General features: G+C 55.3%; 11 protein-coding genes, 4 tRNA genes, 1 rRNA gene and 1 pseudogene. 11 read left to right on the top strand and 6 right to left on the bottom strand.

What is annotated here, in order from left to right:
* The first annotated feature begins 13 nt into the window (after window positions 1-13).
* The 10 genes from hisS (at window position 14) to ACZ9W6_RS07490 (ending at window position 10,597) form a co-directional block, all read left to right on the top strand.
* Window positions 14-1,285, top strand: a complete 1,272-nt coding sequence (gene hisS / locus ACZ9W6_RS07535) for a histidine--tRNA ligase (RefSeq protein ID WP_465190482.1) — start codon at window positions 14-16, stop codon at window positions 1,283-1,285.
* Between the two features lie 14 nt (window positions 1,286-1,299).
* Window positions 1,300-1,932 carry a YfgM family protein gene (locus ACZ9W6_RS07530; protein ID WP_465190481.1) on the top strand — a complete coding sequence of 211 codons (633 nt, stop codon included), beginning with the start codon at window positions 1,300-1,302 and terminating at the stop codon, window positions 1,930-1,932.
* Between the two features lies 1 nt (window position 1,933).
* Entirely contained in the window at window positions 1,934-3,070 is a 1,137-nt protein-coding gene (gene bamB, locus ACZ9W6_RS07525; protein WP_465190480.1) for an outer membrane protein assembly factor BamB, read from the top strand.
* Between the two features lie 12 nt (window positions 3,071-3,082).
* Window positions 3,083-4,447 (top strand): ribosome biogenesis GTPase Der, encoded by a 1,365-nt coding sequence (der, locus tag ACZ9W6_RS07520; protein WP_465190479.1) that lies wholly within the window; start codon window positions 3,083-3,085, stop codon window positions 4,445-4,447.
* Window positions 4,448-4,529: 82 nt separating this feature from the next.
* Window positions 4,530-4,784 carry an RNA chaperone Hfq gene (gene hfq, locus ACZ9W6_RS07515; RefSeq protein ID WP_465190478.1) on the top strand — a complete coding sequence of 85 codons (255 nt, stop codon included), beginning with the start codon at window positions 4,530-4,532 and terminating at the stop codon, window positions 4,782-4,784.
* 74 nt (window positions 4,785-4,858) lie between these two features.
* Complete coding sequence (gene hflX, locus ACZ9W6_RS07510) at window positions 4,859-5,995, top strand: GTPase HflX (RefSeq protein ID WP_465190477.1); 1,137 nt, start codon at window positions 4,859-4,861, stop codon at window positions 5,993-5,995.
* Complete coding sequence (gene hflK, locus ACZ9W6_RS07505) at window positions 5,982-7,163, top strand: FtsH protease activity modulator HflK (RefSeq protein WP_465190476.1); 1,182 nt, start codon at window positions 5,982-5,984, stop codon at window positions 7,161-7,163. The genes hflX and hflK overlap by 14 nt, the downstream gene beginning before the upstream one ends.
* A 12-nt stretch (window positions 7,164-7,175) precedes the next feature.
* Entirely contained in the window at window positions 7,176-8,042 is an 867-nt protein-coding gene (gene hflC, locus ACZ9W6_RS07500) for a protease modulator HflC (protein ID WP_465190475.1), read from the top strand.
* Window positions 8,043-8,122: 80 nt separating this feature from the next.
* Window positions 8,123-9,274, top strand: a complete 1,152-nt coding sequence (locus ACZ9W6_RS07495; protein WP_465190474.1) for an ATP phosphoribosyltransferase regulatory subunit — start codon at window positions 8,123-8,125, stop codon at window positions 9,272-9,274.
* Between the two features lie 27 nt (window positions 9,275-9,301).
* The gene (locus ACZ9W6_RS07490) at window positions 9,302-10,597 is read left to right on the top strand and encodes an adenylosuccinate synthase (protein WP_465190473.1); all 1,296 of its coding nucleotides are present in this window, start codon (window positions 9,302-9,304) and stop codon (window positions 10,595-10,597) included.
* A 147-nt stretch (window positions 10,598-10,744) separates the two neighbouring features.
* Here ACZ9W6_RS07490 and ACZ9W6_RS07485 read toward each other — a convergent pair.
* The 6 genes and pseudogenes from ACZ9W6_RS07485 to istA form a co-directional block, all read right to left on the bottom strand.
* Window positions 10,745-10,831 (bottom strand) — tRNA-Leu (locus ACZ9W6_RS07485).
* Window positions 10,832-10,880: 49 nt separating this feature from the next.
* Window positions 10,881-10,967: transfer RNA gene (locus ACZ9W6_RS07480), tRNA-Leu, on the bottom strand.
* Between the two features lie 56 nt (window positions 10,968-11,023).
* A tRNA-Leu gene (locus tag ACZ9W6_RS07475) sits at window positions 11,024-11,110 on the bottom strand.
* A gap of 34 nt (window positions 11,111-11,144) precedes the next feature.
* A tRNA-Leu gene (locus ACZ9W6_RS07470) sits at window positions 11,145-11,231 on the bottom strand.
* 1,291 nt (window positions 11,232-12,522) lie between these two features.
* Window positions 12,523-13,215: pseudogene (gene istB / locus ACZ9W6_RS07465) on the bottom strand (IS21-like element helper ATPase IstB).
* Complete coding sequence (gene istA / locus ACZ9W6_RS07460) at window positions 13,212-13,925, bottom strand: IS21 family transposase (protein WP_465190472.1); 714 nt, start codon at window positions 13,923-13,925, stop codon at window positions 13,212-13,214. The pseudogene istB and the gene istA overlap by 4 nt, the downstream one beginning before the upstream one ends.
* A gap of 298 nt (window positions 13,926-14,223) precedes the next feature.
* Between istA and ACZ9W6_RS07455 the strand changes: the two genes are divergently transcribed.
* A 16S ribosomal RNA gene (locus ACZ9W6_RS07455) occupies window positions 14,224-14,332 on the top strand; the annotation flags it as partial.

The following is a 14,332-nucleotide window of genomic DNA, read 5'->3' as shown; positions in this document are numbered from 1 at the left end:
AGAACAAGACTAAATGGCACAAAAGCTTCAGGCAGTGCGCGGCATGAATGATGTGCTGCCGGCCGAATCGTTTCAGTGGGAATACTTCGAAACCATCTTGCGCGGCTGGCTGCATGACTATGGCTACGCCAATATCCGTACTCCGATTGTCGAGCCGACACCGCTGTTTGTGCGCTCGATCGGCGAGGTGACCGACATTGTCGAGAAGGAAATGTACTCCTTCGAAGACAAGCTCAATGGCGACCCGTTGACTCTGCGTCCGGAAGGGACTGCCGGTACCCTGCGTGCCGTGGTCGAGCACAATCTGCTGTACAACACCACGCAGAAGCTGTGGTATATGGGCCCGATGTACCGTCACGAGCGCCCGCAAAAAGGCCGCTATCGCCAGTTCCACCAGATCGGTGTCGAGGCACTGGGCATGGCCGGGCCGGACATTGATGCCGAAATCATCGCGATGACGGCAGACCTGTGGCAGCGTCTTGGGCTGGCAGGCAGCGTGCGCCTCGAGATCAACACCCTGGGTAACAAGGAAGAGCGGGCTGCGCACCGCGAGGCCTTGATCGCTTATCTCGAGCAGCACGTCGATATTCTGGACGAAGACGGCAAGCGCCGCCTCTACAGCAATCCGCTGCGGGTACTGGACACCAAGAACCTGGCCTTGCAGGAAATGGCTGACAAGGCACCGCGTCTGGCTGACTATCTGGGTGAAGCATCGCGTGCCCACTATGATGGCTGGAAGGCGATGATTGCCGCGCTGGGTATCGAGTTCATCGAAAACCATCGTCTGGTGCGTGGTCTGGACTACTACAACCAGTCGGTATTCGAGTGGGTTACCACCGAGCTGGGCTCGCAGGGCACGGTATGTGCGGGTGGCCGCTACGATGGCCTGATCGAACAGCTGGGCGGCAAGCCGGCACCCGGCATCGGTTTCGGCATGGGTATGGAGCGCGTGCTGCTGTTGCTGGCCGAAAAAGGCCTGCTGCCGGAGCGCAAGGCCTGCGACGTGTTCATCGTCAATCAGGGTGCCGGTGCGGCAACTTTTGCGATGCAACTGGCACAAAGCCTGCGTCAGGCTGGCTGCAGCGTGATCCAGAATATGGGCGATGGCAGCTTCAAGTCACAAATGAAAAAAGCTGATGGCAGCGGCGCAGCCGTGGCGCTGGTTATCGGTGAGAACGAAGTCGCAGGCGGTCAGGTAGTGGTGAAGCCACTGCGTGCCGAAGCGGCTCAGGAAACGGTGGTTGCGGCCAACGTTATCGAGACTGTGCGTCGTTTCCTTAACTGATTTCGGGGTAAGTAATGGCTTACGATTTGCAAGAGCAGGAACAGATTGACTCGATGAAGGCCTTTTGGGCCAAGTGGGGAAAGCTGATATCAGCTGTGGTAGTTGGCTCCTTGACTGCTTATCTGGGTTACAAGGGCTGGCATTATTACCAGGCTATCGAGCGTGCCAAGGCGGCTGAACTGTTCAGCCAGTTCGAACTGCAGGTTGAAGGCGGTGCGGTTGCCAAGGCCAAGTCGTCTGCGGCCCTGATTCAGGATGCGCATCCGGGCACGCCATATGCCGCCAATGCTGCACTGTTGACAGCCAAGCTGGCATTCGAAAAAGGTGATCTGGCCACGGCACGTGGTCAGCTGAAGTGGGTAATCGAGCATGCCGGCAAAGATGAAAACCTGCTGGCAGTAGCCCGTTTGCGCCTGGCAACCATCATGCTGGATGAAAAACAGTACGATGCGGCGCTGGCTGAGCTGGCACAGGCTCGCCCGGCTAGCTTCGATGGCCTGTACTTCGATTTGCGCGGTGATGTGCAAGTGGCGCGCGGCGATGCAGCCGGAGCTCGCGAAAGTTACAAGACTGCCATCAGCAAACTGTCTTCCGACAGCCCGGTTCGTGAACTGGTTCAGACCAAGCTGGAATCATTGGGGAATTAATATGCGCCACCTGCTAGCCGCTCTCGTTGCACTACCATTACTAAGTGGTTGTGCCAGTATCTTTGATGGCGATGCTCGTCATGAACCGACGGCTTTGCGTGACTTTGCTGTCAAAAGCAGTTTGCGTGTGCAGTGGCAGGTTTCGGCTCCGGCTGCTGATGGCGGTTTGTTCTCGCCTGCTTATGATCAGGGCAAGCTGTGGGTGGCGGGTGGCAATGGCAAGATTGCTGCGTTTGATGTGCTGTCGGGTCGACAGGTCGCGAGTTTTGACCTTGACCAGCGCCTGTCAGCCGGCGTAGCCGTTGCGGGCAATCTCGTGTTTGTCGGCACTGCTGATGGCAAATTGCTGGCGGTGAACAGCAGTGACGGCAAGCAGGTCTGGAGCAAGGATCTGACCAGCTATGCTGCCGAACCACCGGTTGTTGGCGGGAATGCGCTGGTTGTGCGCAGCAATGATGGCCGCCTGACGGCATTCGAGCCACAAACCGGTCGTCAGTTGTGGACCGATAGCGAAGCGATGCCGGCTCTGGTTGTGCGCCAGACGACGCCGCAAATCCGCGTCGAAGGGGATGATGTACTGATGGTTGGCGGCTCTGCCGGCAAACTGTCGATTTATGCGCTGGAACAAGGCCGCATGCTGTGGCAAAGCGTGGTGGCTTCGCCACGTGGTGCCAGCGAGCTGGAGCGTGTGACCGATGTGGTTTCACAGCCGGTATTTGATGGTCGTCGCGTGTGTGCGGTGGCGTATCAGAGTCGTGTTGCCTGCTTCGAGGCTCGTGGCGGTCAGCAGATCTGGTCACGTGAAGTGGGTAGCAGTCGTGGTCTGAGTATTGGCGCGACGGCCGTGTATGTAACTGCAGACAACGGCGTGGTCTGGTCTTTTGATCTGGATAGCGGCCGTAACCTGTGGAAGCAGGATGCTCTGCAATATCGTGCGCCTGGTGCACCGGTGCAACTGGGTGACAATCTGATGGTTGTTGATGGTGAAGGCTATGCACATCTGCTTTCACCGCTTGATGGACAAATCGTTGGCCGCAGCAAGCTGAAGTCCGATGGTGTCGTTGCCAAACCGCTTGCCATGGGCAAAGTGGCTTATGTGCTGGACGCCAGTGGCTCACTGTCTGCGCTGACAAACTAAAAGCTGTATCGAATGAAACCGACTATTGCCCTGGTAGGGCGCCCGAATGTGGGCAAATCCACCCTGTTCAACCGTCTGACCCGCAGCCGCGATGCGCTGGTTGCCGATCAGCCTGGCCTGACGCGCGATCGCCACTATGGCCATGGCCGTGTCGGCAGCAAGCCGTATCTGGTAATCGATACCGGTGGTTTTGAACCTGTCGTGGAAGATGGCATCCTGTTTGAAATGGCCAAGCAGACTTTGCAGGCTGTGGATGAGGCTGATGCCATCATTTTCCTGGTGGATGGCCGTACCGGCATTACGCCGCAAGACAAGATCATTGCTAACCGCCTGCGTCGCAATAACCAGCCGGTTTATCTGGTGGTCAACAAGGCTGAGGGTCTGCAGCGCTCGATGGCGACAGCGGAGTTCCACGAGCTGGCACTGGGCGAGCCTTGGTCGATTTCTGCATCGCATGGCGATGGCGTGCGCGAGCTGGTCGAAACCGTACTCGAGCACTTCCCGGACGCAGAAGACGAGCCGAAAGTCAGTCACCCGAAGTTCGTCATTATCGGCCGCCCGAATGTGGGTAAATCTACGTTGGTGAATGCGGTGCTTGGCGAAGATCGTGTGATCGCTTTTGACCAGGCGGGTACGACGCGCGACAGCATCTACATCGACTTCGAGCGCGAAGGCAAGCCGTACACCATTATCGACACCGCTGGTGTGCGTCGTCGCGGCAAGGTTGACGAGATGATCGAGAAGTTCTCGGTGATCAAGACCATGCAGGCGATCGAAGATGCCAACGTCGCCGTACTGGTGCTCGATGCCCAGCTGGATATTTCCGAGCAGGATGCAACCATCGCCGGTTTTGCCCTCGAGGCTGGCCGCGCCCTGGTGGTGGCGGTCAACAAGTGGGATAACCTTGATAACGAGCGCAAGGATCACGTCAAGCACGAGATCGCGCGCAAGGTTGGCTTCCTTGATTTTGCCAAGTTCCACTATATCTCTGCCTTGCAGGGTAAAGGTGTGGGTGACTTGTTCAAGTCGATTGACGAGGCCTATCAGGCGGCGATGACCAAGCTGCCAACGCCAAAACTGACCCGTATCCTGCAGTTGGCTGTCGAACGGCAGCAGCCGCCACGAGTTGGCCCGGTACGCCCGAAGTTGCGCTATGCTCACCAGGGTGGCATGAACCCGCCGATTATCGTGATTCACGGTAATGCACTGAGCAAGGTGCCGGATAGTTACACGCGTTACCTCGAAAACATGTTCCGCAAGGCTTTTCATCTGCAGGGCACGCCGCTGCGAGTACAATACAAGTCAAGCGTGAATCCGTTTGAGGTAGAAGCAACAGGAACCAAACCCAGCTTGCTGCGTCATAAGGGACGAAAATAGTACGGCGGTTTTTTTTATGCTAAAAAGAGTTTTAGCGCCCCTGCTATGAAAAATTCACAAATCCATGAAATCGGAGAAAAAAATGAGCTCTAAAGGGCAAATGCTACAAGACCCGTTCCTGAACATCCTGCGCAAGGAACATGTACCGGTTTCCATCTATCTGGTTAACGGTATCAAGCTGCAAGGCCAGATCGAATCTTTCGACCAGTATGTCGTGCTGCTGAAGAACACCGTAACCCAGATGGTTTACAAGCACGCGATTTCTACCGTTGTTCCTGCTCGTCCGGTGAATATCCCGCACGAGAATCATGGCGGTAAAGCAGATAGCGACGCCTGATTTATCTTGTCTGAACTTCAAAACCGGCAGGTTGCTTGTTCTCCTGCCGGTTTTGTCTCTTGGGAATACCATCAGTGTTTGACCGCCCGGATTTGGGAGATGTAGCTGTTCTGGTTTGCCTTGACTTTGGTATTCCGGACTATGAGGAGTCGGTACAGGAATGTACTGATCTGGTACGCAGCGCCGGCGTGAAAGTAGCGGCTTGTCTGCGCGGCAAGCGCCAGCGGCCTGATGCTGCGCTATATGCCGGCAAGGGCAAGGTCGAAGAGTTGGCCGCGCTGGTAAAGGCATGCCAGGCCAATGTGGTGATCTTCAACCACGATCTGAAACCGATCCAGGAGCGTAATCTCGAGAGGGTATTGCAGTGTCGCGTGATTGATCGCGTGTCGCTGATTCTAGACATTTTTGCCCAGCGTGCGCGCAGTCACGAAGGGAAGCTACAGGTTGAACTGGCGCAGCTTACCCATATGTCTACCCGATTGGTGCGAGGCTGGACTCACCTTGAACGTCAGAAGGGCGGTATTGGTCTGCGTGGCCCGGGTGAAACCCAGTTGGAAACCGACCGTCGCTTGCTTGGCATTCGCGTCAAGGCGTTGAAAGACAGGCTGGCAACAGTACAGAAGCAGCGCAAGACCCAGCGGCGCGGTCGTGAACGGTCTGGTCTGCTGTCGGTATCCATTGTTGGTTATACCAATGCCGGCAAATCTACCCTGTTCAATGCGATGACCAAAGCCAGAACATTGGCCGCAGATCAGCTTTTTGCCACGCTGGATACCACCAGTCGAAAACTGTTCCTGCAGCCTGGTTTGTCTATCGTCCTGTCGGATACGGTTGGCTTTATCAGGGATTTGCCGCACTCCCTTGTGGCTGCATTCCGTGCCACCTTGGAAGAGACGGTCCAGGCGGACTTGCTTTTGCACGTTGTCGATAGTGCATCTGATGACAAGGATCGCCAGATCGACGATGTGAATACAGTTTTGCGTGAAATCGGCGCGGATCAGACGCCGCAGTTGCTGGTATGGAATAAAACCGACTTGCGTGAGCTGCCTGCTGCAATCGAGCGTAGCGAGCTTGGCTTGCCCGCCGGTGTGCGTGTTTCGGCCTTGACTGGTGAGGGGCTGGAACTCCTGCGCGAGGCGATTGCCGAATATGTTCAGAATATGACTAATCATCAATCCACGGAAATCAGAGACCACTATGTCGCAGAATGACAATAACTGGGGTAAGCGTCCGAATGACGGCCCGCCGGATCTGGATGAGGTATTTCGCAAGTTGAACCAGCGTCTGTCACGTATGTTGGGCGGCAAGACGCCAAATGACGGCGGTGGCCAGGATATGCCGCCTAGAGGCATGCGTTTTGGTGCGGCCGGGCTGGTTGCTGTGCTGGGTGGCCTCTGGTTGCTGAGTGGTTTTTATGTGGTAGATGCGCGTGAAGAAGGGGTTGTACTGCGTATGGGCAGCTACAACCGGACTACCGAGCCGGGTCTGCAGTGGCGCGCACCATATCCTTTCGAGACAGTCGAAATCGTCAATCTGACCGAGGTTCGCAGCATCGAAGTCGGCTACCGCGGCAGTGCCAAGAATCGTGTCAACGAAGAATCGCTGATGCTGACCGAAGATCAGAACATCATCGATGTGCAGCTGTCGGTTCAGTATGACATCAAGGATGCCCGCGAATTCCTGTTCAACAATCTGTCCGCCGATGTTGATGCGCGCGATATCGTGAAGCAGGCGGCGGAGACGGCGATTCGTGAGGTGGTTGGCCGCAACAAGGTTGATTTCGTATTGAACGAAGGTCGTGCCCAGATTGCCGCTGACACGCACCGGATCATCCAGTCGATTATCGATCGCTACAAGCTGGGTGTACGGGTTGCCAAGGTGAACATCAATGGCGTTCAGCCTCCAGAGCCGGTACTTGCTGCATTTGATGATGCAGTGAAGGCGGGGCAGGACAAGGAAAAGCTGCGCAATGATGCGATTGCCTACTCCAATGACGTCGTGCCTAAAGCCAAGGGTATGGCTTCCCGCTTGCTGGAAGAGGCCGAAGGCTATCGCCAGCGTGTCGTTTCGACAGCAGAGGGTGATGCAGCGCGCTTTAACAGCGTGCTTGGCGAGTATGTGAAAGCACCCAAGGTCATGCGTGATCGTCTGTATCTGGACATGATGCAGCAGGTCATGACCAACTCGACCAAGGTCATTGTTGATCAGAAGGGTGGCAATAACCTGCTGTATCTGCCGCTGGATAAGCTGATTGCCCAGTCTGCTCCGGGTATGCCTGCAATGCAGGGAGAGGCGGCACCGCCACGTGCACAATCGGTAGCGCCTGCACCGGCCATCACACAAGAAAACGCCCGCGAAGTGATTCGTGGCAGAAACTGAGCGAGGTAAATAATGGATAGAATGTTGCCTACACTGTTTGCCGTGGGTGCCGCGCTGCTGGTAGCCTCCTCTTCGCTGTTTACCGTGGACCAGCGTCAGTTCGGGATGGTTTTCCAGTTTGGCGAGGTGGTGCGTACCATCGATAGTCCTGGTATTCACTTCAAGATTCCGCTGCTGCAGAACGTGCGCTTTTTTGATCGTCGTATTCAGACTATCGACCCGGAAGAGCCGGAGCTGTTCAATACCCGCGAGAAGAAAAACGTGCTGGTGGACAGCTTCGTCAAGTGGCGTGTTCTTGATGTTGAACAGTTCTATAAGAGCGTTGGTGGTAATGAAGGCGCAGCTGTTGCCCGATTGAAACAAACCATCAACGATGGTTTGCGTGCTGAATTCGGCCAGAAAACGGTCTCGGATGTGGTTTCTGGCCAGCGAGATCAGGTCATGGAGATCGTTAGACAGCGTGCGAACCTCGATGCACAAAAAATCGGCATCGAAATTATGGATGTACGCTTAAAAAGAGTCGATTTTCCGGATAAAATCAGTGCTTCGGTTTTTGAGCGCATGAATTCCGAGCGCAAGACCGTAGCCAGCCAGCTGCGAAGCGAAGGTGCTGGCGAGGCCGAGCGGATTCGTGCCGATGCTGATCGTCAGCGTGAAGTACTGCTTGCCGAAGCGTATAGCAAGGCGCAGACCATGAAGGGTGAGGGTGATGCCAAGGCTGGTGCAATTTATGCTGCGGCTTATGGCAAGAACCCCGAGTTCTACGCCTTCTGGCGTAGTATGGATGCCTACAAGCAGACCATGAAAAACAAGAGCGATGTTCTTGTGCTGGACCCGAGCTCGGAGTTCTTCAAGTATTTCAAGAGCACCAAGCCCTGAAGCTGGTCTGACCGTTAACAGAACATTTCATTTGCAAGGCGGGATCGCGAATCCCGCCTTTTATTGTGTGTGAAAGACTGATGCGAAATTGGCAGTTACCTGAATATGTAGCAGATATCCTGCCGGCAACCGCGCGGCAGGTTGAGTCGGCAAAGGCCGCAATGCTTGAGCAGTTCCGGGTCTCCGGTTACGAGTTGGTTTTGCCGCCGCAGATCGAATATTACGATGCGCTGGTAACTGCCGAGGATGCCGAGCTTGGTCTCAAGACCTATCAGCTTGATGATCACTTTTCTGGTCGCCAGCTGGGCTTGCGGGCAGATATCACGCCGCAGGTAGCGCGTATTGATGCGCATCTGTTGTCGCATCGTACCGGGGTTACCCGGCTTTGCTATGCCGGCAGTGTGGTGCACGCACGTCCTGATGGTTTGATGAGCTCACGCGAGCCGCTGCAGATTGGTGCCGAGCTGTATGGCTATGCCGGTATCGAGGCGGATCTGGAAATCATCCATCTGATGCTGTCTTCCTTGCAACTGGTTGAGGTGCAGGGTGTTCGTCTGGACGTTGGCCACATGGGCATTTTCCGCGGTCTGGTACAGGCGGCTGGTTTGTTGCCGGAAAAAGCGGCTGAAGTCTTTCTGGCTCTGCAGGCGAAGGATGTATCCAGCCTGTCCGAGCTGGTGGTGAATATCGCCGAGCCATATCGCAGTGCATTCTTGGCCTTGCCGACCCTGTATGGCTCGCGCACGGTGCTAGAGCGTGCACGCACTTGCTTGCCATCATTGCCCGAGGTCGAGCTTGGCCTGTTGCAGTTGGCCGCAGTTGCGAATGCCTTGCAAGATGAAGTTGAGCTGACTTTTGATCTGACCGAGTTGCGTGGTACCCAATATCACAATGGTCTGATGTTTGCCGCTTATGCCGACGGCTGGGCCAAGGAGCTCGCTCGTGGCGGTCGCTACGACAATATCGGCAAGCGTTTTGGCCGGGCGCGTCCGGCGACGGGTTTCAGTCTGGATCTGCGTGATCTGATCCGCATTCTGCCGCAAAGCGAGAATGCAAAAGGAATCAAGGTTGCGGCCAACCTTCAGCTGCAGGCTGCAGATGAAATTAAGCGCCTTCGCGCCGCTGGCGAGAAGGTAATTGTGGATTATCTGGGCGAGTCTTCGACTGCGCTCAATTGTGATCGAGAGCTGGTCCGGGGCGAGCAAGGCTGGTCCCTGATTCAGTTCGGCTAATTGGTTTTTGAAGAAAGAGGTTTACCCATGTCCAAGAATGTCGTCGTAATCGGTACCCAGTGGGGTGACGAGGGCAAAGGCAAGATCGTTGACTGGCTGACCGACCATGCGCGTGCGGTAGTTCGCTTCCAGGGTGGTCACAATGCAGGCCACACCCTGTGGGTGAATGGCAAGAAAACGGTCGTGCGTCTGGTGCCGTCCGGCATTCTGCGTGATGGCGTCGAGTGCTTCATCGGTAACGGTGTAGTACTGTCTCCAGAGGCGCTGCTGAAAGAGATCGACGAGCTGGAAGCTGCGGGCGTCAATGCGTCTGCGCGTCTGAAGATCGCCGAGGCTTGCCCGCTGATCCTGCCGTATCACATCGCACTGGACCAGGCGCGTGAAGCAGCCAAGGGCGAAGCGAAGATCGGTACTACCGGTCGCGGTATCGGCCCATGCTACGAAGACAAGGTGGCTCGCCGTGCACTGAAGGTAATCGACTTGTTTGACGTTGAGCGTTTTGCTGTCAAGCTGAAGGAAAACGTCGAGTACTACAACTTCCTGCTGACCCAGCTGTTCAAGGCTGAGCCGGTAAGCTACGAAGCCATTCTGGCGGATACCCTGAAGATGGCCGAGCGCATCAAGCCTATGGTGGCTGATGTGTCCCGCACACTGTACGAACTGGACAAGGCTGGTGTGCCTATCCTGTTCGAAGGTGCGCAGGGCACCCTGCTGGACATCGATCACGGTACTTACCCGTACGTGACTTCGTCCAACTGCGTGGCTGGTGCGGCTGCACCGGGCGCAGGTGTGGCTCCGCAGATGCTCAACTATGTGTTGGGTATCGTGAAGGGTTATGCGACTCGCGTGGGTTCCGGTCCATTCCCGACTGAACAGGATAACGAAGTTGGTGCCTTCCTGGCCAAGCGTGGCAACGAGTTCGGTTCGGTAACCGGTCGTCCACGTCGTTGTGGCTGGTTTGATGCGGCAGCACTGAAGCGCTCCATTCAGATCAATGGCGTATCCGGTCTGTGTGTGATGAAGCTGGACGTGATGGATGGTCTGGAAGAGATTCAGCTGTGCGTAGGCTACAAGCTGAATGGCGAGATTGTAGACATCCTGCCGTTTGGCTCAGACGATGTGAGCCAGTGCGAGCCGATCTACGAAACCATGCCTGGCTGGAGCGATAGCTCGGTTGGTGCCAAGCGTTGGGATGATCTGCCTGCCAATGCTCAAGCTTATCTCAAGCGTATCGAGGAAGTTTGCGGTGCGCCGATCGACATCGTGTCGACCGGTCCGGATCGTGAAGAGACCATCGTACTGCGCCACCCGTTTGGCCTGTAATTGCGATAGTCTGCTGACAAAAAACCCGCTTCGGCGGGTTTTTTGTTTTGAGTGGGTAGCGATGAGTGATGGGGTGGTTGCCGGCTTTGCCGTTGCTGGGAATGAGAATGCAAAAAAGCCAGCATTTTCATGCTGGCTTTTTTTATTTGGTGCCCAAGAGAAGACTCGAACTTCCACACCCTTGCGGGCGCTAGGACCTGAACCTAGTGCGTCTACCAATTCCGCCACCTGGGCTAAAACTCTAACTGTCTTTACTGCTCGCAGAAATGATTTCGGATAATACTGGTGCCCAAGAGAAGACTCGAACTTCCACACCCTTGCGGGCGCTAGGACCTGAACCTAGTGCGTCTACCAATTCCGCCACCTGGGCTAAAACTTGAATTTTTCTACTGCTTGCACTTGCATAAAATGCAACTGCTGGAATTATGGTGCCCAAGAGAAGACTCGAACTTCCACACCCTTGCGGGCGCTAGGACCTGAACCTAGTGCGTCTACCAATTCCGCCACCTGGGCAATCACTTTTTATATCGCACACCATGAAAAATCATGGTGCCCAAGAGAAGACTCGAACTTCCACACCCTTGCGGGCGCTAGGACCTGAACCTAGTGCGTCTACCAATTCCGCCACCTGGGCTTGCGATATTTTTCTTCGTTCAACAGTTGTTGTGTCGAAGAGCTGCGAATTATAAACATCTTTTCAGGGGTGTCAACACTTTTTTTATTTGCTGTGTAGGTGTTGGTAGTGGAGGCTAATGCAAGCTTGACGGCGCGTTAACGCTTTAGGTCGAGGTCGAGCATTTCGGTTGGTAACCCATCATCTTACTGATGCGGTGTGGATTCGTTGTGCTGGTCCATTTCATATGGCTGCGATATCCTTTCTAACCAGCCCTTTCTGCACAGGTCAGGCTGCTAAATCGATACGCCATCACTAGAGTCTTCATACCTAACGTCTGGAGTGGGCGCCGGTGGTTGTAGAGCACATCCAGTTGCAATCATCTGGCTGGCGTGCGCCAGGCTTTCAAAGTGCGGCCGGTGCGTGCACTGTTCTTTACAATGTACGGATCACCTGTTCCACCATCCAGTTCTGCTCCGGCATGTGCGGTGTTGGTAAGTACCAAGCCGTTGTGACTACGCAGAAGGAGCCCAGTCAAGGCTGTCAAAGCTGTTGATCAGCGCGTGTTCTAGTGCCTACTCGGCGGTTTTGGGCTTGCCACTGCGTGACAGATGTGCGCCAAGCAGCAGTCGACCGCCAAAGTCAAGTGGCACCAGCCATTCTTACAGGTCCAAATGCCACACAAATCGGTGTCCCAAGGTTGGCCTGGCTACTACCGCAGGCTGGGCTTGCACCGTGGCCGGAGGTCGACCGACTGTTTCTTCGCCACTAGCCTTTGAGTTGAAACTGTTATGGTTCAATGATCTCGGACGCCAACTTAGGTGGTAACCTCGCCACCAGCAACTAGGTGTCTTATGAGCAGAACGCGTCGTACTTTTACCCCCAGGATTCAAAGCTGAAGCTGCCGCCCTGGTCGTGTAGCGGAGCTACTCCATCGACCAGGCCTGCAAGGCCGTCAATGTCGGCGAAACCATCATGTGCAGCTGGGTCGAGTAGCTGCGGCAGGAGCAAAATGGCGTCACACCCCAAGCCAGAGCGCTAACGGCCGAGCAACGGCGCACTCAGGAGCTGGAGGCACGCATTGACCGACTGGTACGGGAGAAAACCATTCTAAAAAAGCTACCGCTCTCTAGATGGTCGACGAGATCAATCGTACTTGCTGGTAGGTCAGTTAAGAGAGCATGAATCCGTAGAGCTGGTCTGCGGCGCCTTTGGCATTTGCCGCTCTGCTTCTTACCACTACTGTCAACGACAGTCGAAATCAGCCCCACTATTCCTCAAATCGATATTTCAAAACTGATCCACCCGAATCTCATGAGATTGTCGATTTCCTGACTGCCACGGCTTTTCTTTTGTCTTTCAACCGATAGCTTTCACCGGTCATGCTGATGATGTGGGCGTGGTGTAGCAGCCGGCCCAGCATAGTTGCCGTCAACGTGGCATCATCAGTAAACGTGATCGCCCACTGGCTGAATGGCAGGTGCGACGATAGAGTCATCGACCCCTTCTCGTAGCGCTTTGCCACCACCTAGAAGAACAGTTTTGCCTCTTCACGACCAAAAGGGTAAATAGCCAATTTCATCAACAATCAACAGACTCGACCCCATCACCGTTCGATTGAAGTACTCCTTGAACCGACCCTGTCACTGGGCAGAACCCTGCTGCAAGACTAGGTCGGCGGCAGAGATGAACTTCACCTTCAGCCCAGCCTGCGTGGCCCGAATGCCAATCGCTGTGGCCAGATGGGTTTTGCCTAGCCCGCTCGGACCAACCAACACGATGTTCACGGCACGCTCCAGGAGCGCCAACTTGGCAACTCTTGAATCTGCGTTTTCAGTACCACGCAGGCAAAGGTAAAGTCGTAGTCTTCCAGTATTTTGACGGCGGGAAACCCGGCCATGCGCAGCATGGTTTCCCGTTGCGCCAGTGTCGGCTACTGGGTGGCAACCGACTCCAGCTTCAGTTGTTGGCATAGCTGGGCGATACGCTCTTGCTGCAAATTTATGCCGCTTCTCCCAGGAGTGCACTGCAAACCGACAGCGGATGCTGGATATATTCAAACGGCACGCTGGTCGTGGCAGCGCTGGCGGGAAGCGGCTCGCGCCGTGTTGGCAACGGCTGCAGTTTGTCGAGCGCTCGTTGCCAGCGGTCCAGCGGCCGCTCTTTGAGCGTGGCATGCTGCCGGACGTTGGTCATTTCAGACAGCCAACGTGCGACCTCGCAATTGGCAGTGGTGACATCTACGGGCAAACCGGCACCCTTCAGCCGACTCGCAAACGGGTTGTAAAAACTTTCTCGCAGATAGTGGTTAAAGCGTTCGACCTTGCCTTTGGTCTTGGCGCGATAGGGTCGGCATAGTTTGGGCACAAAGCCCAGTCCTTTTGCCAGTGACAACAAGCCGGGATGGAAGAGGTGCTGCCCGGGACCGTAGACATCGAGGTCCAGTACCACGGTTTTCATATTGTCGAACAGCACCTGTTGCGGCACGCCCTGAAAGTAATCGCAGGCAGCCTGCAGGCAGGTTCGCACAGGCTCGAAGCCTTCGCTGGCGACAAAGCGCACAAAGGATAAACAGCTGTAGCCCAAAGTTGCCGCTAAGGCAGAGAGTGGCGACTTGCCTCGACGAAACACCACAAGGTCGGCTTGCATCTGTACGCCCGGTTCGGTTTCGAGGCGGACGAGCAGGTCGTGGTCTTGTGTGCGGGTTGGTTGCAATAGATTGCGGCCAACTTTTTTGCTTTATGGGGTGCTTTATAATCAATGACTTGTTCACTTTGTGTGATTGTTTTGGTTTTGAGGTGTTGACGAGGTGGGGCGGGGTGGGTATAGTTCGCCTCCTCAGCTGATGACGCAGCGAAACAAAGCAAGCAAGTCAGCACCGCTCTTTAACAGACCAAATAACCGATAGGTGTAAGTATCTGGCGAAGCCAAATACTTGCACTGCAAGAGAGAGTGACACGAATCTTCGGATTCGGTTTCTTTGAACTTGCGTGCCAAAAAATTGCTTGAGATTGAACTGAAGAGTTTGATCCTGGCTCAGATTGAACGCTGGCGGCATGCTTTACACATGCAAGTCGAACGGTAACAGGGTGCTTGCACCGCTGACGAGTGGCGAACGGGTG

The organism is Vogesella lacus, assembly GCF_979366295.1.
The sequence above is the reverse complement of the archived record's forward strand: the minus strand, read 5'-3'. Positions and strand labels throughout refer to the sequence as shown.

What these genes read in the sequence shown, in the direction of transcription:
- hisS (WP_465190482.1), top strand. Translation starts at nt 14, where the DNA reads ATGGCACAAAAGCTTCAGGCAGTGCGCGGCATGAATGATGTGCTGCCG.
- ACZ9W6_RS07530 (WP_465190481.1), top strand. Translation starts at nt 1,300, where the DNA reads ATGGCTTACGATTTGCAAGAGCAGGAACAGATTGACTCGATGAAGGCC.
- bamB (WP_465190480.1), top strand. Translation starts at nt 1,934, where the DNA reads ATGCGCCACCTGCTAGCCGCTCTCGTTGCACTACCATTACTAAGTGGT.
- der (WP_465190479.1), top strand. Translation starts at nt 3,083, where the DNA reads ATGAAACCGACTATTGCCCTGGTAGGGCGCCCGAATGTGGGCAAATCC.
- hfq (WP_465190478.1), top strand. Translation starts at nt 4,530, where the DNA reads ATGAGCTCTAAAGGGCAAATGCTACAAGACCCGTTCCTGAACATCCTG.
- hflK (WP_465190476.1), top strand. Translation starts at nt 5,982, where the DNA reads ATGTCGCAGAATGACAATAACTGGGGTAAGCGTCCGAATGACGGCCCG.
- hflC (WP_465190475.1), top strand. Translation starts at nt 7,176, where the DNA reads ATGGATAGAATGTTGCCTACACTGTTTGCCGTGGGTGCCGCGCTGCTG.
- ACZ9W6_RS07495 (WP_465190474.1), top strand. Translation starts at nt 8,123, where the DNA reads ATGCGAAATTGGCAGTTACCTGAATATGTAGCAGATATCCTGCCGGCA.
- ACZ9W6_RS07490 (WP_465190473.1), top strand. Translation starts at nt 9,302, where the DNA reads ATGTCCAAGAATGTCGTCGTAATCGGTACCCAGTGGGGTGACGAGGGC.